Genomic DNA, 21,333 nt, shown 5'->3' with positions numbered 1-21,333 from the left:
CGTCGCCCCTGTTCCGCTCGAACGGCGCAGGGGCGACGGGCCGGCACGGGGTCGTTCAGGCGTGACGGCGGGGGCCTACACACGCGCTCCGTTGTCGAGCGGGTCGCGGCGGCCGGCCCCGGGCTTCCCGCGCGGGGCGCGGGCCGGTGGCGGCGGGGTCCTGCTGCCGCGTTCCAGGAGCAGGGCGGCCGGAACGGCGGTCATGACCGAGGAGTACGTCCCGACGACGATGCCGATCAGCAGGGCGAGGGCGAAGTCCGCGAGGGAGTCACCGCCCAGCACCGCCAGCGCCACGAGGATGAACAGGGCGCCCATGCCGGTGTTGACGGTTCTGGGGACGGTCTGCAGGACGGCCCGGTTCGCCACGTCCGCCAGGGGTTGTCTGCGGGCCTTCGCCCACAGTTCCCGGACCCGGTCGAAGACCACGACCGAGTCGTTGACGGAGTATCCGATGACGGTGAGGAGCGCCGCCAGGAAGATGCCGTCGACGGTACGGCCCAGCCAGGCGAAGGCTCCGACCAGGATGATCACGTCGTGGACGAGCGCCCCGACGGAGGCCACGGCGAACGTCCAGCGGAACCGGACGGCCAGGTAGCCCAGTTGGACGAGCACGGCGATGGCCAGGGCGATCAGGGCGTTGCGCCGCAGTTCGTCGCCCAGGCTGGGGCCGATGAGTTCGTCGCGGACCTTGGTGGTCTCGCCGCCCTCCTCGGCGAGGGCAGCGCGCAACGCGTGCTCACCGTGGTTGTCGAGGCCGGCGGTGCGCACCGAGATGTCACCGGCGCCCGCCGTGGTGACCTCGGCGTCGCCGAAGCCCGCACCGGCCAGCGCGGTGCGGGCACGCTCCACGTCGACGGGGCGGCTGGTGGCGTACTCGACGAGCCGGCCGCCGGTGAACTCGACGCCGAGGTTGACGCCGCGCACCAGGATGCCCGCCACCGCGACCGCGATCAGAACGGTGGAGATCAGCAGCCAGCGGCGGGGGGAGCGCATCAGCCGCGGGTCGCGGCGGGCGATCCAGGTCCGTACCCGGCCGGGGCTCGCGATGCCGTTGACGCCCCGGTAGTCGCTGACGAACCGGGAACGGGCCGCCGTCTCGGTGAGGACGCGGGCGATGACGAGCGCGGAGAACATCGACGCGAGGACGCCGATGCCGAGCGTGACGCCGAAGCCCTTGACCGGGCCGGAGCCGAGGAGGAAGAGCAGGCCCGCCGCGATCAGCGTCGTCACGTTGGAGTCGGCGACGGCGCTCCAGGCCTGCCGGAACCCCGCGGTGAGCGAGGTGTTCAGGGACCGGCGGGGGCGGAGTGCGTGTTCCTCCCTGGCCCGTTCGAAGACCAGCACGTTCGCGTCGACCGCCATCCCGACGGCCAGGACGAACCCGGCGAGTCCGGGAAGGGTGAGGGTGACGCCCAGCGCGACCAGTGCGGCGTACGAGATCACGCCGTAGGCGCCGAGGGCCACGGCGGCGAGGGCGCCGAAGAGCCGGTAGACGACGGTGATGAACAGCGCCGTGGCCGCGGCGCCGATGAGGGCGGCGCGGGCGCTGGCGTCGATGGCGGCGGCGCCGAGCGTCGGGCCGACCGTCCGCTGCTCGACGATCTCGACGGGCACGGGCAGCGCGCCGCCCTGGATCAGCAGGGCGAGCTCCCGGGCTTCGCCGGCGCTGAAGGAGCCGGTGATCTGGGTGGAGCCGGAGGGAAGACCCGTGCCGCAGGCGACGGTCGGGGAGACCTGGGGCGAGGAGATCACCTGCTCGTCCAGGACGATGGCGACGCGGCGCCGCTCGTCGTGGACGGGGTGGCAGGCCGCGTCCCCGGTCAGCCGGGTCCAGGCACGGCCGGCGTCCTTGTGGAAGTCGAGGGAGACGGTCCATCCCGCGCCCTGCTGGGCGTCGAACGCGGCGGATGCCTCCTTGACCCCCGCGCCCGTGATCGCTGCGGGGCCGAGCGCGAGGGTGCGTCCCTGTTCGTCCGGGAGCGCCCGCCCGGCACCGGTCGGGGCGCCGGGGCCCTGCACGGCGTGGAAGGTCAGCTGGGCGGTCCTGCCGATGACGTCGGCGGCCTTGCGCGGGTCCTGGACGTCCGGGAGTTCGACGATGATCCGGTCCTCACCGGAGCGGGTCAGGGCCGGCTCCGTGACGCCGAGCGAGTCGATGCGCTTGCGCAGTACCTCCAGGGTGCGGTCGGTGCTTTCCCGGTCGGCCTTCGCGGTGCCGGAGTCCTCGGCCTGCAGCACCATGCGGGTGCCGCCCTGGAGATCGAGGCCGAGTCTGGGGGACATGGTCAGCGTGATGAGCACGGAGACGAGCAGTACGGCCGCAGCCAGAACCGCCCGCACCGTGGTGGCGCGGGTCATGCGTGTTTCCTCCGAGGGGCGGCCGCGTCCGCCCCTCCCCGGTCGCCCTCAAGGGCGCAGGGCGCAGGACGTTAGGACGGCGGGAACGGCACGGCGTGATTGGGGGTCGGGACCGATGACGGGTCCCCGGGCCGGTGTACGGCGGCCCTCGGAGGTCCGCGTACGCCGGGGAGCGCGGCACGCGAACGGCCTGCGGCGGCGAAAGGCGCGGTGGGCCCGGCCCCCGGAGCGAGGCGCGGGGACGGCGCCGCGGGCGCGAGCAGGGGCAGCGAGCCGGGGCCGGGCGGCGGAAGGTGCTGCGGGGTACGGGGATGCTCCGCGCCGGCCCACGGCTGGGGTGCCGTCGCCGGACCGGGGCGGGCGGCTCCGGCGACGGTGACCGCGCCGGTGCGGCGGTGGGCACTGCGGGTGCCGCGTTCCCCCGGGGCCCGGTCGGCCGGGTGAGCGCGCACGGTGCGGTCCGTACGGAGGGAACGGTCCCCCGGGGCCCGGTCGCCCGGGTGAGCACGCACGGTGCGGTCCGTACGGAGGGAACGGTCCCCCGGGGCCCGGTCGCCCGGGTGAGCACGCACGGTGCGGAGGGAGCGGTCGGGGTAGGGAGCCGGCGGCCGGATTCCGGCCGGGCCGTCGGCACAGGGGGCGGGACCGGCCGACGAGCGGGCGGGGAGCGCGGCTGCGGCGGTGACGGGTGCGCCGCCCACCACGGCGAGAACTGCGAGGAGCAGCGCGGCGAGGAACTGCCGCGTCGCAGGCGCGCGTCCCCGGTCAGCCGCGGCGTCCGGCCGCCTCCCGGGAGGCGCGTTCCCCCGGGGCGGCCCCGGGAGGGGGGTCACCCGGATCGGCCGGGCAGGGCCGGCGCGGCCGTGGCGTGGCGGAGCACGGAGCTGAGGATCAGCCCGGCACCCCGCACGACCGTGGTCGCCGGGTCGTCCGTGAGCCGGACGGGGGCGCCGAGGCACCGCGCGATCCGTTGGGTGATGTCGGGGCGCAGGGCACCGCCTCCGGCGAGCAACGGGCCCCTGCGCAGGGCTCCGAGGAGCGCGCCGTGCCGGTCCTGGCGCCACATGCCCGTGACCATGTCCGCGACGGCCCGGACCACGGCGGTGGGCGTCTCGCCCGGCTCCAGGTCGCTGGTCCCCGTCTCGGCGAGGCGCGCGTCGCGAACCATGCCGTCGACGAGGAGGGTCGCCTCGGTCAGCTCGGCGCCGATGTCGACGACGAGGAGCGGGCCGCCGTCCTGCGGTCCGGCGCAGGCGGCTGCGGCTCTGGCACTGTCCAGCACGATGACGCTCGACGGGCCGAGCGCGGTGAGGAGGTCCCGGGCGGCGGCGCGGTGGCCGGGTCCGGCGAGGACGGGATGGCTGAGGACGATCACCGTGTCGCTGCGGTCGCCGCCCAGAGCCGTGTCGGCGATCCGGCCGAGCATCCGGCCACAGGACTCCGTGTCGACGATGCGTCCGCGCCGGACCGGGCGGCCGCCGTGCCCGTACGCGCCGGCGGGGTCGGATCCGGTGTCCGCGACGACACCCTGCCCGGGGACCCAGGCGCGCGTGCGCGAGCTGCCGAGGTCGAGCGCGAGCCCACGGGTGAGACCCCGGTGCGGCGGATCCTGCCGGTGCTGCCGGTGAACGGAGCGCGTCTGTCGCTGTCCGTCGCGCAAAGAACGCATCGCCCCTCACCCCCGGCCTGCTACCACGGCCGTGCATACACCCCTTGACCCGCTGATAGCGAGGCAGGGCCGAACCCTCACTATGCAATAGGGAGGCAAAGAAAGCCACTCCCGCATCAATTCGAAGGAACGCATGCCGCAGGGAAGAGCCCCACGGCAGGTGCGGCCGGAAACGCGCCGCCCGGCGCGGGCGGTTCCGCCCCGCCGGACGCATCCGGCGCGCGGGCCGCCCCGCCGGACAGAACCCGCACCGTTGGCGAACCCCCCGCCGCCGGACGCGCCCACGCGTCCGGCGTCCGCGCCTTCACATCTCGCGCAGCGGTCACACCTCGGACAGCAGGAACTCCGCGACCAGTTCGGCGAACTCCTCCGGGGCCGCGATCCGCACCCCCAGCTCCTCCGCCTTGGCGCGCTTGGAGCCCGCCTTCTCGCCGGCCACCAGGAGCGCGGTGCGCTTGGAGACGCTGGAGGAGGACTTCCCGCCGGCGCGCTCGATCAGCTCGTTCATCTGGTTGCGTGAGAGCTTCTCCAAAGCACCCGTCATCGCTCCGGTGACCACCACGGTCATCCCGTCCAGCGGCCGCCCGTCGACGTCCTCGCCGTCCGCCGCCGCGTGCCCCTCCTCGCCCGGCTCCGGCGGCGGGGTCGCGCCCGGTTCGTGCATGGTGACCCCCGCGGCGACCAGCTTCTCGATCAGCGGGGCCAGCTCCACCAGCTCCGCGACGACGCCGGCGGCCTTCTCCTTGCCGATGCCGTCGACCCGCTGGAGCGTCTCGACGTCAGCGGCTCTGATCCGGTCCATGTCCGCGAAGTAGCGGGCGATCCGCCGGGACATGGAGCGCCCCGTGCCCCGTACCCCGAGGGCGCAGAAGACGCGGGAGAGCGGCTGTGCGCGCGCCGCGTCGATCGCGGCCAGCAGATTGTCGGTGCTGGTCTCGCCCATCCGCTCGAGAGCGAGCAACTGCTCGCGTTCCAGGGTGAACAGATCGGCGAAGTCCGCCACCAGCCCGGCGTCGACGAGCTGGACCACCCGGGTCGTGCCGAGGCCCTCGATGTCGAGCTGGTCGCGCCCCGCCGCGTACGAGATGGAAGCCACCAGGCGGCAGTTACGGCCCCGGACGCAGCGCCAGCGCTGCTCGCTGGTGTCGATCTCCGAACCGCACTGCGGGCACGCCTCGGGGAAGACGACCGGCTGTTCGTCCCCGGTCCGCAGGTGGGCGACGGGAGCTTCGATGCGGGGAATGATGTCGCCCGCCTTGTAGGCCATCACGTGGTCGCCGATCCGCAGATCGCGGCGGGTGATGTCGGCCGGGTTGTGCAGGGTGGCGTAGCCGACGGTCGATCCGTCGATCTCGACGGGCTCCAGCACGGCGCGCGGCGCGATGATTCCGGTACGGCCCACGTTCCACTCGACGCCGAGCAGGCGGGTGACCTTCTCGACGGCCGGAAGCTTGTACGCGATGGCCCAGCGCGGAGCCCGGGTGCCGGAGCCGGCGTCGCGCTGGTCGGCTGCGAGGTCCGCCTTGATGACGATGCCGTCGATACCGAAGGTCAACGAGGCGCGCAGCGCGGCGATCTCCTCGACCCGCGCCTGGACCTCCTCGACGGTGGTGACGGTGCGCGGCGCCACCGCCGTGTCCGCCGCCGTGTGCACGCCGAGGTCCGCCACCCGTCCGAGGATCTCGCTGTGGGGCAGTTCCGCCGGCAGGGCGGTGGGCTCCCCCGCGTCGGGCAGCGGCAGGGCGCCGTACGCGAAGAACGTCATCTCCACCGTGTAGGGACGGTCCTTGGCACGCAGGGTGCCCGCCGCGCCGTTGCGCGCGTTGGCGAAGGGTGCGCCGCCGTGTTCGGTGCGGAGCGTGTTGGCCCGCTCGAACTGCTCGGCCGTCATCAGGATCTCGCCGCGTATCTCCAGCGTGACCGGCTCGGCGAGCCGGCCGGGCAGTCCGACGACGGTGCCGATCGCGTGCGATACGTCCTCGCCCGCCGTGCCGTCGCCGCGGGTGATCAGCTGCTCCAGCCGGCCGGCGCGGTAACGGGCCGCGACCGCGAGGCCGTCGAGCTTCGGCTCGACGCTCCAGGCGGCGACCGGACGGCCGATCCTGCGCTCCAGCGAGGCGGTCCAGGCGGCGAACTGCTCGGCCGAGAAGACGTTGTCCAGGGAGAGCATCGGCACCGTGTGCGGCACGTCCCCGATCGCCACGCCACCGGCCACCTTGCCGGTCGGCGACTCGGCCAGCACGTCCCGCGGGTGGTCCTGCTCGTATGCAGCGATCCCCCGCGCCAGCCGGTCGTACGCGTCGTCGTCGAGCGCGCTCTCGCCCGTGGCGTAGTACGCGGCGGCGGCCTGCGACGCCTCCTCGACGGCGGCGGCGTAGGCGGCGGTATCGGCGAGCACAACAGCTGAGTTCGTCATGCCCCTATCCTGCCGTCCACCACTGACAATGCCCGGGCGACCGACGGCGGGCGCCGCCCGGTCAAGGCTCCGGGCCGCCGGGCCGTTCCCGGCGCGGCGTCATCCCTGGGACCCGCGGCGGGCCGTACTCCCGCGCTACGCCCAGGGCGTCCGCAGCCGGTCGGCGTCGTCGGGCCGTTCGGCCCCCCGCGGCACCGGCACCTGGGGTCCCGAGGCCTCGCGCAGCCAGCACCTCAGGACCCGGTGCACGGTCTCCGCGCCGACGAGCTCGGCCGCCCGTTCCCCGCCTTCGGCGGCGGCCGCCTCCAGCGGGTCCGTCATCCCGCGCGGCCACAGGAGGAACGGCCGGGACTGCTCGCCGCCCAGGCCGCCGTGCGAGCCGATCTGCTCCTCGAAGGCGTGCACCGTCCCGGCAGCGGGGTCGTACATCGAGTTGACCATCACGTCGGCGACGTGCGGGAAGGTGTCGGTACGCCGGACCGCGTCGGCCGCGCCCGGTCCGAAGGGGGCCAGCGGGCCCTGCCCGTCCTTGAGTTCCGCCACCGGGACCCGCGCGCCGTCGCGCCCCAGCACCACCGATCCGTGGCGCTCGCTGCGGACGAGCAGGAAGCCGATGCCGGGGTGGTCGGCGAGCGTGCCGAGCAGGGCGGGGTGGCGGCGGTCGAGCTGCTCCTGCGAGGCGCGGCCCTCGATGTCGGGGAAGGAGATCAGGCCGAGGTTGCCGGAGGCGAGGACGACCGGGTCGGAGGATGTCGCCACCTGCTTCTCCTCACCCTCGGCGACCGGCCGGCGCAGCGCGATCCGGACCGCGTCGCGTGCCTCGGAGCCGCTCCGGGTGCGCTGGGCCCGGCGGGGCACCGGAAGCCCGCTGCCCGCTCGCACCAGGTCCTTGAGCGTCAGCCCGTACGCCCCGGCGAAGGTCTGCCCCGGGCTCTGTCCGTGGTCGGACAGGAGCACGACGCGGTAGCGGCGCGGGGTGTGTTCGGCGACCTTGACGATCAGGGCGAGCGAGCGGTCCAGCCTGGCGAGGACCTTCTGCGCGTCCCGGCTGCGCGGCCCGGAGTGGTGGGCCACCTCGTCGTACGCGACGAGGTCGGCGTAGACGGCGGTCCGCCCCGCGAACATGTCCCCGATGAGGGCGGCGACCACCACGTCGCGTTCGACGACGGTCGCGAAGGCCCGGATGAAGGGGTAGAGCCCGCCGCGCTTGATCCGGGGCGCCTCCTTGCGGATCCGGGCCCGCGTCGACTGTCCGATCTCGCGCCCGACCTCGGCGACGAAGGAGAGAGCGGTGCGGACCGCGTTGGCCGGGTCGGAGAAGTAGGCGAAGTATCCGGCCCTGGAGCGCCGGCCCTTGCCCCGCCGGGCGGCCATCGACAGGACGAGGGCGAGCTGTCCCGCGCCGCCGCTGAAGAGGTTGCCGCGGCTGGCGCCGTCGACGGTGAGCAGTCCGCCGTCATGGGTGCGCACGATGGCGCGGCGCTGGAGTTCGAGGGCGCTCGCCGGTCTGCTGGAGACCATGACGTCGCCGGTCTCCTTCTCGTACCAGCGGAAGGCGGGGACGTCGTGGTTGCTGCCGTGCAGGATGCCGAGCTGGCTGGCACCGGTCTGGCTGGACCAGTCGGTGCGCCAGGGGGTGAGCCGGTGGCCCTCGGTGTCGGCCAGCCAGCGGGCGACGGTCGGCATGACTCCCGTGGCGGCGGCCTGTGCGAGGACGTCGTGGCCGACCCCGTCGAGCTGGATGAAGACGGTGCCGGGTGGTGCCACGCCGTCCGCACCGCCCGTGCCGCTGCGGCGGCGGCGTCGTTCGGCCAGGCGCGAGAGCCTGCGGCGGTAGGCGTTGTCGTCGCGGACGGCGAGCGCCGTGGAGGTCGCGGAGGCGACGGCGGACATGACGGCAGCGACGACGACGGCCGTCTCCGGGGCGGCGACGCCGCGCCCGTCCGGGATGAGCCGGAGCGCGATCAGGAGCAGTGAGCCGTTGAGGAAGAAGACCAGCATGCCGAGGACGAGGGCCGGCACGATGAGCAGGGCCCGTACGAGCACCGGCCAGACGAGCGCCGAGAGCAGACCGAACGCGCCCGCGCCCCAGGCGGCCGTGAACGCGGTCTTGGTCACGCTGTCGCCGTCGTCCGACTGGAGCTGGAAGTCCGGCAGAATCCCGGCGAGCGCCAGCATGGTGAGCGTCGAAACAGCCCACACCACGATCACCCGCATCAGGGCGCTTCCGGCTGTTCGCCATCGCCCGTCACCCACGCCGCTGCCACCTCACGTCCGGGCCCCGCCGTTCCGGGCCCTGCCCCAGCCTTTCACAGCGGGATCGGCGCGTCGCGGTGCCCTCGGGGCGGCGCGGTCCGGCGCTCAGCAGCCGTCGTAGCCGGCGGTCGGCATGGAGAGCCTGCGGTGCACGCTTGCTTTCGTACGGGCGCTGTACCTCGGTTCGTCGAGATCGGCGATCTCCAGGCGTACGCCGCGCCGCTCGCACTCCGCGGCGAACTGCGGCACCGAGGCGACGGCCCGGGCGAGCACCCGGTCGGTCGGGGCGACGAAGAGTTCGACCTCGCCCCCCTCGACGTCGGCCCAGAGCGCCTGGTGGTCGGGGCGCAGCCCGTAGAAGCGCAGCTGCCGGGTGACGACGTAGCCCTGGTCGGCGGCCCAGCGGGCGCACATGGCGTGCTGGCTGCGGGTGTCCACGAGAAACGGATCGCTGTCGAGTTCCTCGAGCGGCGTGAGACTGGCGATGGCCGCCACCCGTACGTCTTCCATGGCCGTCCCCCGGTCCTAGGCGTTCCCCGACCCTACCCGCCGGATTCCCGTTCAAGAAGGCGCATGTCAGGGCAGGTGGAGGCGCGCGAGCGGCGGGCGCACGCCCCCCGGGTGGAGGGCACACCGGGGCTCACCGGCCGGGGGGACGGTCCGCCCCGTAGGCTCGTCGGCAGGTCCGAGGAACAGGAGGCGGCACGTGCCGGTGGAGATCACCTGGTGGGGACATGCCACCTGCACGATCGAGGACTCCGGGGTGCGGGTCCTGACGGACCCCCTCTTCGTACGGCGCTTCGCGCATCTGCGCCGGCGCCGCGGGGTGCTGCCCGGCCCGGCGGCCGCGGTCGCCGACGTCGTGCTGATCTCGCATCTGCACTCCGACCACCTGCATCTGCCGTCCCTGGCCCGCATCGCCCCGGGCGCCCGGCTGGTCGTCCCGCTGGGGGCGGTCCGGGCGGTGCCCGGGCTGCGGGTGCTGCGCAGGCTGCGCGGGCTGCGGATCACCGAGGTGGCGGCGGGCGACGAGGTGCGCGTCGGCGGGGTGCGGGTCAGGGCGGTCCCGGCGCTGCACGACGGGCGGCGCCTGCCGGTCGGTCCGCACCGCTGCCCCGCGCTCGGATACGTGGTGGAGGGCGAGGCGCGCACCTACTTCGCCGGGGACACCGGGCTCTTCGACGACATGGCACGAGCCGTCGGTCCGGTGGACGTGGCCCTGCTGCCGGTCGGCGGCTGGGGGCCGTATCTGGGTCACAGCCATCTCGACGCGTCACGGGCCGCCGAGGCGCTGGCCCGGCTCGCCCCCCGTGCGGCGGTGCCGGTGCACTACGGCACGTACTGGCCGATCGGGATGGACGGAGTCCGGCCCCACGAGTTCCACTCGCCGGGTGACGAGTTCGTCCGCCAGGCGGCGCTGCGCGCGCCCCAGGTGGCGGTGCACCGGCTGGAGCACGGCCAGCGTGTGCGGCCGGGAGTCACCGGGTGATAGAGGCGTTCCTCAGGCAGACGACGCAGCTGCCCCTGGAGTCGACCCAGCAGGCGGTCGGTTACCCCTCGCTGTTCCTGCTGGTGGCCCTGGGCGCCCTGGTGCCGGTGGTGCCGACGGGTGCGCTGGTGAGCTCGGCGGCCGTGGTGGCGTTCCACCAGTCGTCGCCGTTCGCCCTGCTGAACGTCTTCGCGGTGGCGTCGTGCGCGGCGTTCCTCGGCGACATCTGCCTGTACTGGCTGGGCGGGCGCGGGGTGCGGTCGAAGAACGGTTCCAAGTGGCTGCGGGCGATCCGTGACCGGGCCGCGCCGGAACGCCTCGCGCAGGCGCAGCGGAAGCTCGACGAGCATGGGGCGACGGTGCTGGTGCTGTCCCGGCTGGTGCCGGCGGGGCGGATACCGGTGATGCTGGCGTGTCTGCTGGGCCGGATGCCGCTCAGGCGGTTCGCCCGGGGTGATGTGCCGGCGTGTCTGGCCTGGGCGGCCACGTATCAGCTGATCGGGATTCTCGGCGGTTCGCTGTTCCCGCAACCGTGGCAGGGCGTGGTGGCGGCGGTGGGGCTGACGCTGCTGATCAGCGGGACGCCGGCGGCGTGGCACCGGCTGCGGGCGCGGTCGGGCAGGTGATTCCCGGGGTGCGGGTCAGCCGCTGACCGTCAGCGGTCGGCTCGTCGTGCCGAGGAGGCGGGAGCCGCCGATCGGCAGGTCCCAGAGCCGCTCGCGTGGATGGCCGGCCCGTCGCCAGGCGGTGCGCAGCCGGGTGAGAGGTTCGAGTACGGGCTCCGCGGAGAGCAGGAAGGTCGCCCAGTGCATGGGCGCCATGGCGTGGGCGCCGAGATCCTCGTACGCCTGCACGGCGTCCTCCGGGTCGGCGTGCACGTCGGCGAGCCACCAGCGCGGTTCGTACGCCCCGATCGGCAGCAGGGCGAGGTCGATGCCGGGGTGGCGGCGGCCGATCTCGGTGAACCAGTGGCCGTATCCGGTGTCCCCGGCGAAGTAGATCCGGTGCCCCCGGCCGGGTCCGGCGGTGTCCTCGATCACCCAGCCGCCCCACAGCGAACGGCAGGTGTCGGTGAGGGTGCGCTTGGACCAGTGGTGCGCGGGCACGAAGTCGAACCGGACGCCGTCCAGTTCCGCGGATTCCCACCAGTCGAGTTCGGTGACGCAGCCGAAACCGCGTCGGCGGCACCAGCGGCCCAGCCCGGCCGGGACGAACAGGGGGGTGTGCCTGGGGAGCCGGCGCAGGGTCGGTGCGTCGAGGTGGTCGTAGTGGTTGTGGCTGATGACGACGGCGTCGATCCTCGGCAGGTCTTCCCAGCGCACGCCGACGGGGGTGATCCGCGCCGGGGTGCCGAGGATGCGGCGGGACCAGACGGGGTCGGCGAGCACGGTCAGTCCGCCGGTGCGGATGATCCAGCTGGCGTGCCCGGCCCAGGTGACACAGGTGGTGCCGGCCGGGGTGGCGGGGAGCGGCGCCGGGGCGTACGGGAGCCGGTGGATGCCGCGCAGTCCCTCGGCGTTGGGCCGGATGGCGTGCTCGCGGGCCAGCCGGGACATGGCCGTCATCCCGGGCAGGGGGGCGGTGAGCCGGTCGGCGAAGCCGGCGGGCCAGGACCGCACCTCTCCGAGGGGACGCGGGGCGACCACCTCACCGCAGGACACGGGGCGCGCGTCCCGGGCGAGGGAGCGCTCCGTCTGTTCCGTCATCGAGGACTCCCGTCTCGAAGAGCGTCGGGCAGCGCGTCAGCGGAGTTCGTCGAGGGCTGCTCGGAACATGCTCAGGGCTGCCACGACGTGCGGCAATTCGAGGGGCTCCGCCGCGGTGAGGGACTCCGTCTGCTGCTGCGGGGTCGACCCGATCAGTGATCCGGTGCCCAGGCGCACCCGCAGGGCGCCCAGTTCGTCCCCGAAACGGTGGCCGCCGGGGACCGGGGCGCCCAGCCGGCCCGTCAGGTACTCCTCCAGCTCCAGCGAGTCCGTCACCCCACGGGCGGCGAGCCTGGAGCGCAGCGGGCCGAGGTCCGCGTAGAGGTGACGGCCCGCCTGCGGGGGCCTGGCCAGGGCGCCGGAGGCGAGAACCGCCCGGTGGGCCGCCGCGGCGACCCGGGCCTGGAGCGCGGCGGCCCGGCGGACCCGTTCGACGACGCCGTCCGGTTCGCGCAGCGCATGGGCGGCCGCCGCCGCGACCGGGCCCGCGACGTGGGCGCCGAGAGCGGTGAGGATGTCGAGCGTACGGGCGTGGCGCACCGCCGCCCTCTTGGTGTCCGGGAACCGGGCGACGGCGACCGGCCAGGCAGAGGGGGTCAGCGCGCCCGCCAGGTCGGAGACGACCGTCACGTCGTCGGGGCACATCTCGGCCGGGCTGAGCAGCACCGTGTCGTGCGGCCGGTGCAGGGTGTCGCGCCACGTCTCGTCGCTGACGATGTGCAGCCCTTCGGCGATGGCCGCCTCGCAGGCCTCACGCACCAGTTCCGGCGGGGCGACCGTGGCGGTGGGGTCGTCCACCACCGAGATCAGCAGGAGCCGCGGCCTGCCTCCCTCGGCACGCACCCTGCGCACGGTCTCCAGCAGCGCGTACGGATCGGGCACGCCGCCGCACTCGGCGGGGGTCGGCACGTGGTAGGCGGGTCTGCCCAGCAGGCGGGCCTGCGGGATCCAGGAGGCCGGGCAGGGGCGTGGCATCAGCACGTCGCCGCCGTGCGCGGCGATCAGGGCGAGCAGCAGCGGGGAGGTGCCGGGCGCGGCGGCGATGTGCTCGGGTCCGCCGCGCAGTCCGCGCCGGTCCCAGTAGGCGCGGGCCGCCTCGCGCAGGGCCGCCGAGCCGCCGGCCGGTTCGGGCCGGCCGTCGCGGGCGGCGGCTGCGAGGACCTCGGCCAGTTCGGGCAGGACCGGCAGTCCGGGGCCCGGCGCGGGCGGTCCGTACCGGACGGGCCCGCGGTCCTCCCGGACCCCGGGCGCGCCGCGCCCCTGACGTCCGGTCCGCTCCCGGCCCATCCGGGCCTCCTTCGCCGCCGCTCGCTCACTGGCCCCGCCGCTTCGCTCTCCGGCCCTTTATACGAGGGATCGGAGCCGCGCGCCTGCGCTGGCGCGAACCCGCCCGGGCGGCCGCGGCACGGCCTCGTCAGGGGCGCCCGGCGGTTAGGGTCCTTCCTGCGGGTCCGGCCGGGCTCGCGGGCCCTTCCGCACGAGCGAGCCCGGAGACCGTGACGGCCCCATTGACACTCGCCCCGCCGCGTTATTACGGTCACGCCAGGATTTCGAACGAGTGCCGATATATCGAACAAATCGAGGGGCAACTCCCGTGCGTATCACCGGAATCAGCACACATGTGGTCGGAACGCCCTGGCGCAACCTGACATATGTGCGGGTCCATACCGACGAGGGTCTCACCGGCGTGGGCGAGACCCGGATGCTCGGCCGTACCGATGCGCTCGTCGGCTATCTGCGCGAGGCGGAGGCCAACCACATCGCGGGTTCGGACCCCTTCGCGGTCGAGGACCTGGTACGCCGGATGAAGTACGGCGACTACGGGCGGGCCGGGGAAATCGTGATGTCCGGCATCGCGGTCGTCGAGATGGCCTGCTGGGACATCAAGGGCAAGGCGCTCGGCGTGCCGGTGTGGCAGCTGCTCGGCGGAAAGGTCACCGACCGGGTCAAGGCGTACGCCAACGGCTGGTACACCACGGAGCGGACCCCGGAGGCCTACCACAAGGCCGCGTCGGCGGTCGTCGCGCGCGGCTACCGGGCGCTCAAGATCGACCCGTTCGGGACGGGCCATTTCGAACTGGGCCAGGAGGAGACCCGGTACTCCGTGTCACTGATCGAGGCGGTCCGGGACGCCATCGGCCCGGACACCGAGCTGATGCTGGAGATGCACGGCCGCTTCAGCCCCTCGACGGCGGTGCGGATCGCCCACGAGATGGCCCCGTTCCGGCCGGCCTGGCTGGAGGAGCCGGTGCCGCCGGAGAACCTCAAGGCGCTCGCCAAGGTGGCGGGCAGGGTCGACGTGCCGATCGCGACGGGTGAGCGCATCCACGACCGCATCGAGTTCCGCGAGCTCTTCGAGTCACAGGCGGCCGACATCATCCAGCCGGACGTCGGCCACATCGGCGGCATCCTGGAGACCCGGAAGCTCGCCGCGACGGCCGAGACCCACTACACGCTGATCGCCCCGCACAACGTCGGCGGCTCGGTGCTGACGGCGGCCAGTCTCCAGGTCGCGGGCTGCACGCCCAACTTCAAGATCCTTGAGCACTTCAACGACTTCGCGGACGCCGACATCAAGGAGGTCGTCCGGGGCGCGCCGCAGGTCGACCCCGAGACCGGCTGCTTCGAACTGTCGGACGCCCCGGGTCTCGGGGTGGAGCTCGATGTGGACGCCGCCGCCGAATTCCCGCAGCAGCAGGCCCGGTTCGACCTGTGGGCCGAGGGCTGGGAGAAGAGGCAGCCCAAGTGAGTGCGGGACCCGTCCTTTCGCGGGCCGTCACCGTCGACCGGCCGGGCGAGCACCGGCTGACCACCGGACCGGTCGTGGAGCCGGGCCCGGGCGAGGTCCGGGTGCGGGTGGCGGCGGCCGGGATCTGCATGAGCGACCGCGAGCTGTACGACGGCCGTCGTGACCCGCGCTACGTGCGCTACCCGGTGGTGCCCGGTCACGAGTGGTCGGGCACCGTCGAGGCCGTGGGGGCCGGCGTCGATCCCGCCCTGACCGGCCGTCGTACGGTCGCCGAGGGGTTCCGCTCCTGCGGGCGCTGCGAGCGGTGCCGTGGCGGTGAGAACTCGCTGTGCTCCTCGGGGTACGACGAGACGGGATTCACCCGGCCGGGGGCGTTCGCCGACCATGTCGTCGTGCCCGCACGGCTGTTGCACCCGCTGGCCGACGACACGGACCTGCGCGCCGCCGCACTGCTGGAGCCCGCGGCCGTGGTCGCAGCGGCGGTGCGGGCGGGGTCGCCGGAACCGGGCCGGCGGATCGCGGTGGTGGGCGCGGGAACGCTCGGGCTGCTCGCGGTCCAACTGCTGGCCGCGGTGTCGCCCGGGGAGCTGACGGTGATCGACCCGCGGGACGAGCGGGCCCACCAGGCGCTGCTCTTCGGGGCGAGCGGGGCCCTGGCCCCCAAGGAGGCCGCGGAGGTGCACGGCCGGTACGACCTGGTGGTGGAGACGGCCGGGGCCACGACCACCGCGGCCGATGCCTGCCTGCTGGCGCGGCCCGGCGGCCGGGTCGTGCTCACGGGGATGTTCGCGCCGGGGGCCGCCGGCATCGACCCGGTGCACCTGGTACGGAGTCAGCTCACGCTGCGCAGTGTGTTCGGGGCGTCCTCCGCGTCCTGGGCGTACGCGGTGCGGGCGTTCACCGCCGGGCTGCTCGATCCGGCGGCGCTGATCACGCACGAGTTCCCGCTGGAGCGCTTCGCGGACGCCGTGGCGCTGGTCGGCGGCGGCGGTGCGGGGACGGGCAAGGTACTGATGCGTCCTTAGCCCGGCCGGCCGTCGGGGCGCTTCCGGTACGGCCCCGGTGCCTGCGCGCTCCCGGGCCCCGTGACGGTCCCGGCCCACGGGGCGCGAGGCCGGACGACCTGCCCGCTTCGTTCCGCCCGTCGCCCCTTCACCCGAACCCCGTCCGACCCACCGAACACGAAAGGTCGCCCATGACCTCCGCATCCCCCGACCCGTCCGGAGCGCGTACCGGCGTCCGCCGCCCGGGCGAGCCCGCGCTCACCGCGCTCGGGCTCGGCGCTCCCGCCGCATACCCGGCCGACGCGTCCCCGCACGCCTTTCCCGACGGCGGCACGTGGCGGACCGAGATCCCGTCCGTGGAGGGCCCCGAAGCGCTGTCCGTCGTGCTGAAGGAGAGCGCACGGCTCGACGTCCCCGTCCACCGGATCAGCCAGGGCAGCGGCGTCTGGATGCTCAGTGACACCGAGATCACCGACATGGCCGAGGGCTGCGCCGAACGGGGCATCGAGCTCTGTCTGTTCACCGGACCGCGCGGCAGCTGGGACACCGGGGCCTCGTACCGCACCGACTCGGGCGGGGCCGGACTGCGCGCCCGGGGCCACGATGCCCTGGCCGGCTGCGTCGAGGACGCCCTGCGGGCCTCCTCCCTGGGCGTGAAGTGCCTGCTGGTGGCGGACGAGGGAGTGCTCTGGACCCTGCACCGGCTGCGCGAGCAGGGCACGCTGCCCGCCGACACGACGTTCAAGGTGTCCGCCCTGGTCGGCCCGGTGAACCCCGCCTCCTTCGCCGTCTACGAACAGCTCGGCGCGGACTCCGTCAACATCCCGTCCGACCTGACGCTCGCTCACTTCACGGAGATCCGGCGGGCGTCGGCCGCTCCGATGGACCTGTACATCGAGGCCCCGGACGACCTCGGCGGGTATGTGCGGATGTACGAGGCGGCGGAGCTGATCCGGCGGGGCGCCCCGCTCTATCTCAAGTTCGGCCTGTCCAAAGCGCCCGGCATCTACCCCTACGGCGCCCATCTGCGCGACGTCGCCCTGGACACGGCGCGCGAGCGGGTCCGGCGTGGCCGGCTGGTCCTGGACCTGCTGGCCCGGCACGGCGCCGACGGCGGCATGTCACCGCTGGGCTCCCGGCTGCCGGGCACCCTTCGGCGCTTCCCGGCACGGTGATCCACCACCGGGCGGGTGGATGCACGGGCCCGCTCGGCCCGCTGGCCCTGCGAGCAACCGGGCCGCCCCGGACCGGGCGGCCTCTCAGCCCGCGAAGGCCGTCCCGGGCATGCCCCGGCCGGCGTCCGGGAGGACCAGCAGCGACCCCGAGAGCGGGTGGGGTGCGGCGAGACCGGTGCGGGCGGTGGAGATGTAGAGGTCGCGCAGGGCGCGGCCGCCGAAGGCGCAGGCCGTGGGCCGTCGCACCGGCAGAGCGACGACCCGGTCCAGCCTGCCGTCGGGGGTGTAGCGGCGCACCGCGCCGCCGTCCCACAGGGCGACCCAGACGGCGCCCTCGGCATCGACCGTCAGGCCGTCGGGGTAGCCCGCACCCTCCTCCACGGTCACGAACGGGCGGCGCCCGGTGACGCGTTCGCCGTCGACGTCGACGTCGACGTCGAAGACATCGATCCGGCGGGTGGGCGTGTCGGTGTAGTACATCAGCCGGCCGTCGGGGCTCCATCCGGTGCCGTTGCTGCAGGCCACCAGCGGGAGCACCCGGGTGGCCGTGCCGTCGGGGGCGACCCGGGTGAGGCTGCCGCCGGCCTCCGATTCGTCGTAGCGCATGGTGCCCGCCCACAGCGCTCCGTCGGGTGCCACGGCGGCGTCGTTCCCGCGCCGTCCCGGCTCGGCGTCGTGGACGAGCCAGCGGAACGCGCCGTCCGCGTCGTAGAGCCCGACGCCGTCGCGGAGATTGACGACGAGGCCGCCGCCGGCGCGTGGCTTGGCCGCGCCGACGTGCTGCTCGGTGGCCATGACGGTCCGCCGGCCGTCGGCCGGGTCGTAGGTGTGGACCCGGGCGGAGAGGATGTCGACCCAGATCAGCCGCTCGGCGACCGGGTCCCAGGTCGGTCCCTCCCCGAGGGCGGCGTGCTCGCGTACGGCGACCTCCAGGCGCGGGCGACTCACCTCTCCCTCCGGTGGTACCCGAGGCGGCCGGAGAGCGCGTCGGCGCCCTCGACCGCGAGGGCGGCCAGTTCCCCCTCGCGCTCCTCGCTCCAGCGGATCATGGGGACCGAGACGGAGAGGGCGGCGACGACCCGGCCGGACCGGTCCCGTACGGGCGCGGCGACGCAGCTCACATCGGGGTTGGACTCCCGGTGCTCCACCGCGATGCCCCGTTCCCGCACGGCGGCGAGGGCCGCCCGCAGCTCCTCTTCCCCGGTGATGCTGTCGGGCGTCATCCCGGTCAGTTCGACTCCGTCGAGGCGGGCGTCGAGCTCCCGCTCGGGCAGGGCCGCGAGCAGCATCTTGCCGACCGACGTGCAGTGGGCGGGCAGCTTGCGGCCGGCCGCCGACACCATCCGCACCGCGTGGGTGGAGTCCACCTTGGCGATGTAGATGACGTCGGTCCCCTCCAGGATCGCCACGTGGACGGTCTCCCCGCAGGTCTCCGCGACCTGCCGGGCCACCTGCTGGCCCTCGGCGGCGAGATCGAGCTGCTCGGCGTAGCGGCTGCCGAGCTGGTAGGTCCGGACGCCGAGTCGGTAGCGGCCGGGCTGGTCGGGGACCGCGACCAGGTACGACCGGGCGGCGAGCGTGGTCAGCAGCTCATGGACGGTGGTGCGCGGGAGCTGGAGCTTGCGGGTCACCTCGGGCGCGGAGAGCGTACCGTCACCGTGGAGGAAGAGTTCGAGTACGTCCAGCGCCCGGGTCACCGCGGGGACGAGTCGCCCCATGGTCGTGCACCACCCTCTCGTGTTCGACATTCCGGCCATTGACCGGCATCACGAACACAGGCTAAGCGTCGGGCACTTGCCGGGGCAATGACGAAGTGAGGCGCGACACCCGAAATCCGGACAGATGTGAACGCATTCACCCCGATATCAGGCGGAATGACAGGCCGGCGGCCCCGCTCCGAGCCCTCCCCGCGGGCAGCCGCACCCGCGCTCCGGCGCGCCTGCCGGTTCAGCGGGTTCCGGCAGGGTATTCGCTGTTCCATGTCCTCACCGAACATCCCCTCACGGACGCCGAGACCCACCGGACTGCGGAACGTTCTGCAGCGGAGCGATCTGGCCGTGTTCCAGAACCTGGCCGAGCGGCACTGGCCGGCCGCCGAGCCCGTCCTGCCGCGGCTGAGCCGCAGCGCCAATCACGGGCTGCTGTGGTTCGGGGCCGCCGCGGGCATCGCCGCTTTCGGCGGCAGCGCCCGGGCACGGCGGGCCGCGCTGCGCGGGATCGCGTCGCTGGCGGTGGCGTCGGCCGCGATCAACACGGTCGGCAAGGGGGCGGTCCGCCGGCAGCGGCCGATACTGGACGCCGTACCGGTGATACGGCGGCTGAAGCGTCAGCCGATCACCACCTCCTTCCCGTCGGGGCACGCCGCCTCGGCCGCCGCCTTCGCCACCGGCGTGGCGCTCGAGTCCAAGGGCTGGGGAGCGGTCGTCGCGCCCGTCGCCCTGTCGGTGGCCGCCTCCCGCGTCTACACCGGCGTCCATTACCCGAGCGACGTGCTGGCCGGCGCGGCGCTCGGGGTGGGGGCGGCGTTCGCCCTGCGCGGGATCGTGCCGACCCGGGGGCAGTTGCCCGCACCGGGCCGGCCGCCGGCCGAGGCGCCCGCCCTGCCGGACGGCCAGGATCTGGTCGTCGTCGTCAACCAGGAGTCGGGCACGGCGACGGCCACGGCCGCCCTGGTCCGGGATGCCCTGCCGCAGGCGGACGTGGTGGAGTGCCCCCCGTCCGCACTCGCGGACGAACTGGAGAAGGCGGCCGGCCGCGGCCGGGCCCTGGGGGTGTGCGGGGGCGACGGCACGGTCAACCAGGCGGCGGCGGTGGCAGCCGTCCACGGCGTGCCGCTCGCGGTGTTCCCCGGCGGGACGCTGAACCACTTCGCGTACGACCTGGGCATAGAGACCGTCCCCGACGTCTGCGCCGCACTCCGTGCGGGAAGCGCGGTCCGGGTGGACCTGGGCCGCTTCCGGCCCGGCCCGGACGGGCCGGGGGGCGCGCACGGCTACTTCCTCAACGCGTTCAGCCTGGGCGTCTACCCCGAGCTGGTACGGACCCGCGAGCGCTGGGCCCCACGGATCGGCGGCTGGCCCGCCGGTGTTCTCGCGGCCCTCGAAGCACTGCGCGGGCAGCGCCCGCTGGAGGCCGAACTGCAGGGACGCAGAAGGCCCTTGTGGCTGCTGTTCGTCGGCAACGGGCTGTTCCAGCGCGTCGGCCCGGCACCCGGCCGACGGCACAACCTCGCGGACGGACTGCTGGACGTACGCGTCGTGCACGGAGGCCGCACCCCGGGCCTGCGACTGCTGGCGGCCGCCATCGCCGGACCCCTGACCCGCTCCCCCATCCACGCGGCGGAACGGCGTCAGCGCATCCGCATCTCCGGCCTGAAACCCGGCACCCCGTACGCGTACGACGGTGAAGTAGCCCACAGCCAGGGTGACTTGCTGATCGACAAACTGCCGGAGGCACTGACGGTCTACTGCCCCAGGCCGGTGTGAGACCAGCCCGAACCGGGCGAACCCAGGGCGGCCGACGCCGGATCGGCCGCCCTTTCGCATGCACCCGCCCCGCGCCGACCGCTGTCCACATTGCAAGATGGCCATCTCATTATTCGGCGGCCGGGCTTACGGTGGCGGTACCCGATCAGCGCTGGGCGGCTCGCACGTCAGGGGGCCGCGTTCGAGAGAGGATGCACGGTCATGCCGAAGGAGACCGCTGTCTACACCCATGGCCACCACGAGTCGGTGCTGCGCTCGCACCGCTGGCGTACCGCCGACAACTCCGCGGCCTATCTCATCGGTGAACTCCGCCCCGGAATGAGCCTGCTGGACATCGGGTGCGGGCCCGGCACCATCACCGCGGACCTGGCCGCGCTGGTGGCCCCGGGCCGGGTGACGGCCGTCGACACCACCGAGGAGATCTTGGGCCAGGCAGCCGACACCGCGTCCGAACGAGGCCTGGACACCATCGAGTTCGCCGTCGCCGATGTGCACTCCCTGGACTTCCCCGACGACTCGTTCGACGTGGTCCACGCCCACCAGGTGCTCCAGCACGTCGGCGACCCGGTGCAGGCGCTGCGCGAGATGCGACGGGTCTGCCGTCCCGGCGGAATCGTCGCGGCCCGCGACAGCGACTACGCGGCCATGAGCTGGTTCCCCGAGCCGCCGGTCATGGACGACTGGCTGCGGTTGTACCGCGAGGTGGCGCGGGCCAACGGCGGCGAGCCGGACGCGGGGCGCCGGCTGCTCTCCTGGGCGCGCGCGGCGGGCTTCACCGACATCACCCCGACGGCCGCCTCCTGGTGTTTCGCCACCCCGGAGAGCCGGGACTGGTGGAGCGGCCTGTGGGCGGACCGCACCGTCGGCTCGGTCTACGCGAAGCTGGCGGTCGACGGCGGGCACGCGACGGCCGAAGAGCTCACCGCGATCGCCGGGGCCTGGCGCACGTGGGGCACGCAGGACGACGGCTGGTTCATGGTCCCGCACGGCGAGATCCTCTGCCGGGTCTGACCGCACCGCCCCGGG

General features: G+C 74.2%; 16 protein-coding genes. 7 read left to right on the top strand and 9 right to left on the bottom strand.

Annotation, left to right across the window (positions count from 1 at the left end; genetic code table 11):
* Positions 1 to 75: 75 nt before the first annotated feature.
* The 5 genes from secD to ABZ454_RS12350 all read right to left on the bottom strand — a co-directional run bounded on the left by secD (position 76) and on the right by ABZ454_RS12350 (position 9,209).
* On the bottom strand, positions 76 to 2,358 hold the full coding sequence (secD, locus tag ABZ454_RS12370) for a protein translocase subunit SecD (protein ID WP_359537577.1): 2,283 nt from the start codon (positions 2,356 to 2,358) through the stop codon (positions 76 to 78).
* Between the two features lie 829 nt (positions 2,359 to 3,187).
* Positions 3,188 to 4,027: a rod shape-determining protein gene (locus ABZ454_RS12365; RefSeq protein WP_356322275.1), complete on the bottom strand. Its 840-nt coding sequence runs from the start codon at positions 4,025 to 4,027 to the stop codon at positions 3,188 to 3,190.
* 322 nt (positions 4,028 to 4,349) lie between these two features.
* On the bottom strand, positions 4,350 to 6,443 hold the full coding sequence (ligA, locus tag ABZ454_RS12360; RefSeq protein ID WP_359537574.1) for an NAD-dependent DNA ligase LigA: 2,094 nt from the start codon (positions 6,441 to 6,443) through the stop codon (positions 4,350 to 4,352).
* Between the two features lie 135 nt (positions 6,444 to 6,578).
* On the bottom strand, positions 6,579 to 8,699 hold the full coding sequence (locus tag ABZ454_RS12355; protein ID WP_359537572.1) for a phage holin family protein: 2,121 nt from the start codon (positions 8,697 to 8,699) through the stop codon (positions 6,579 to 6,581).
* Positions 8,700 to 8,804: 105 nt separating this feature from the next.
* Positions 8,805 to 9,209, bottom strand: a complete 405-nt coding sequence (locus ABZ454_RS12350; RefSeq protein WP_356323283.1) for a hypothetical protein — start codon at positions 9,207 to 9,209, stop codon at positions 8,805 to 8,807.
* 196 nt (positions 9,210 to 9,405) lie between these two features.
* On the opposite strand from ABZ454_RS12350, the gene ABZ454_RS12345 reads away from it, so the two are divergent.
* The gene (locus ABZ454_RS12345) at positions 9,406 to 10,188 is read left to right on the top strand and encodes an MBL fold metallo-hydrolase (RefSeq protein ID WP_356323285.1); all 783 of its coding nucleotides are present in this window, start codon (positions 9,406 to 9,408) and stop codon (positions 10,186 to 10,188) included.
* Positions 10,185 to 10,814, top strand: coding sequence for a VTT domain-containing protein (locus ABZ454_RS12340; protein ID WP_359537569.1), 630 nt, complete (start codon positions 10,185 to 10,187; stop codon positions 10,812 to 10,814). Before ABZ454_RS12345 ends, ABZ454_RS12340 begins: the two co-directional genes overlap by 4 nt.
* Positions 10,815 to 10,829: 15 nt before the next feature.
* Here the strand turns inward: ABZ454_RS12340 and ABZ454_RS12335 are convergent, their stop codons facing one another.
* Together ABZ454_RS12335 and ABZ454_RS12330 are read right to left on the bottom strand one after the other, a co-directional pair.
* Positions 10,830 to 11,894 (bottom strand): MBL fold metallo-hydrolase, encoded by a 1,065-nt coding sequence (locus tag ABZ454_RS12335; protein ID WP_359537568.1) that lies wholly within the window; start codon positions 11,892 to 11,894, stop codon positions 10,830 to 10,832.
* A 36-nt stretch (positions 11,895 to 11,930) separates the two neighbouring features.
* Positions 11,931 to 13,181 carry an aminotransferase class I/II-fold pyridoxal phosphate-dependent enzyme gene (locus ABZ454_RS12330; RefSeq protein WP_359537567.1) on the bottom strand — a complete coding sequence of 417 codons (1,251 nt, stop codon included), beginning with the start codon at positions 13,179 to 13,181 and terminating at the stop codon, positions 11,931 to 11,933.
* A gap of 307 nt (positions 13,182 to 13,488) precedes the next feature.
* Here ABZ454_RS12330 and ABZ454_RS12325 point away from each other — a divergent pair, with 307 nt between their 5' ends.
* The 3 genes from ABZ454_RS12325 to ABZ454_RS12315 all read left to right on the top strand — a co-directional run bounded on the left by ABZ454_RS12325 (position 13,489) and on the right by ABZ454_RS12315 (position 16,822).
* Positions 13,489 to 14,643 carry a mandelate racemase/muconate lactonizing enzyme family protein gene (locus ABZ454_RS12325; protein WP_356323294.1) on the top strand — a complete coding sequence of 385 codons (1,155 nt, stop codon included), beginning with the start codon at positions 13,489 to 13,491 and terminating at the stop codon, positions 14,641 to 14,643.
* Positions 14,640 to 15,668, top strand: coding sequence for an alcohol dehydrogenase catalytic domain-containing protein (locus ABZ454_RS12320; protein WP_356323296.1), 1,029 nt, complete (start codon positions 14,640 to 14,642; stop codon positions 15,666 to 15,668). The genes ABZ454_RS12325 and ABZ454_RS12320 overlap by 4 nt, the downstream gene beginning before the upstream one ends.
* Positions 15,669 to 15,838: 170 nt before the next feature.
* Positions 15,839 to 16,822, top strand: a complete 984-nt coding sequence (locus ABZ454_RS12315; protein ID WP_359537564.1) for a hypothetical protein — start codon at positions 15,839 to 15,841, stop codon at positions 16,820 to 16,822.
* An 84-nt stretch (positions 16,823 to 16,906) separates the two neighbouring features.
* On the opposite strand, the gene ABZ454_RS12310 is transcribed toward ABZ454_RS12315, so the two are convergent.
* Together ABZ454_RS12310 and ABZ454_RS12305 are read right to left on the bottom strand one after the other, a co-directional pair.
* A complete protein-coding gene (locus ABZ454_RS12310; protein ID WP_359537562.1) occupies positions 16,907 to 17,770 on the bottom strand; it encodes an SMP-30/gluconolactonase/LRE family protein in 864 nt (287 codons plus the stop codon).
* Positions 17,767 to 18,540 (bottom strand): IclR family transcriptional regulator, encoded by a 774-nt coding sequence (locus tag ABZ454_RS12305; RefSeq protein ID WP_356323302.1) that lies wholly within the window; start codon positions 18,538 to 18,540, stop codon positions 17,767 to 17,769. Before ABZ454_RS12305 ends, ABZ454_RS12310 begins: the two co-directional genes overlap by 4 nt.
* A gap of 261 nt (positions 18,541 to 18,801) precedes the next feature.
* On the opposite strand from ABZ454_RS12305, the gene ABZ454_RS12300 reads away from it, so the two are divergent.
* The gene (locus ABZ454_RS12300; protein ID WP_356323304.1) at positions 18,802 to 20,307 is read left to right on the top strand and encodes a phosphatase PAP2 family protein; all 1,506 of its coding nucleotides are present in this window, start codon (positions 18,802 to 18,804) and stop codon (positions 20,305 to 20,307) included.
* A gap of 201 nt (positions 20,308 to 20,508) precedes the next feature.
* On the top strand, positions 20,509 to 21,318 hold the full coding sequence (locus ABZ454_RS12295; RefSeq protein WP_359537560.1) for a methyltransferase domain-containing protein: 810 nt from the start codon (positions 20,509 to 20,511) through the stop codon (positions 21,316 to 21,318).
* Positions 21,319 to 21,333: the final 15 nt, after the last annotated feature.

Source organism: Streptomyces sp. NPDC005803 (assembly GCF_040630435.1).
Lineage (GTDB): Bacteria > Actinomycetota > Actinomycetes > Streptomycetales > Streptomycetaceae > Streptomyces.
The sequence above is the reverse complement of the archived record's forward strand: the minus strand, read 5'-3'. Positions and strand labels throughout refer to the sequence as shown.

Coding starts and splice junctions, on each gene's coding strand:
- ligA (WP_359537574.1), bottom strand. CDS start 6,443: ATGACGAACTCAGCTGTTGTGCTCGCCGATACCGCCGCCTACGCCGCC.
- ABZ454_RS12335 (WP_359537568.1), bottom strand. CDS start 11,894: ATGACGGAACAGACGGAGCGCTCCCTCGCCCGGGACGCGCGCCCCGTG.
- ABZ454_RS12300 (WP_356323304.1), top strand. CDS start 18,802: ATGTCCTCACCGAACATCCCCTCACGGACGCCGAGACCCACCGGACTG.
- ABZ454_RS12295 (WP_359537560.1), top strand. CDS start 20,509: ATGCCGAAGGAGACCGCTGTCTACACCCATGGCCACCACGAGTCGGTG.
- ABZ454_RS12305 (WP_356323302.1), bottom strand. CDS start 18,540: ATGGGGCGACTCGTCCCCGCGGTGACCCGGGCGCTGGACGTACTCGAA.
- secD (WP_359537577.1), bottom strand. CDS start 2,358: ATGACCCGCGCCACCACGGTGCGGGCGGTTCTGGCTGCGGCCGTACTG.
- ABZ454_RS12330 (WP_359537567.1), bottom strand. CDS start 13,181: ATGGGCCGGGAGCGGACCGGACGTCAGGGGCGCGGCGCGCCCGGGGTC.
- ABZ454_RS12365 (WP_356322275.1), bottom strand. CDS start 4,027: ATGCGTTCTTTGCGCGACGGACAGCGACAGACGCGCTCCGTTCACCGG.
- ABZ454_RS12315 (WP_359537564.1), top strand. CDS start 15,839: ATGACCTCCGCATCCCCCGACCCGTCCGGAGCGCGTACCGGCGTCCGC.
- ABZ454_RS12350 (WP_356323283.1), bottom strand. CDS start 9,209: ATGGAAGACGTACGGGTGGCGGCCATCGCCAGTCTCACGCCGCTCGAG.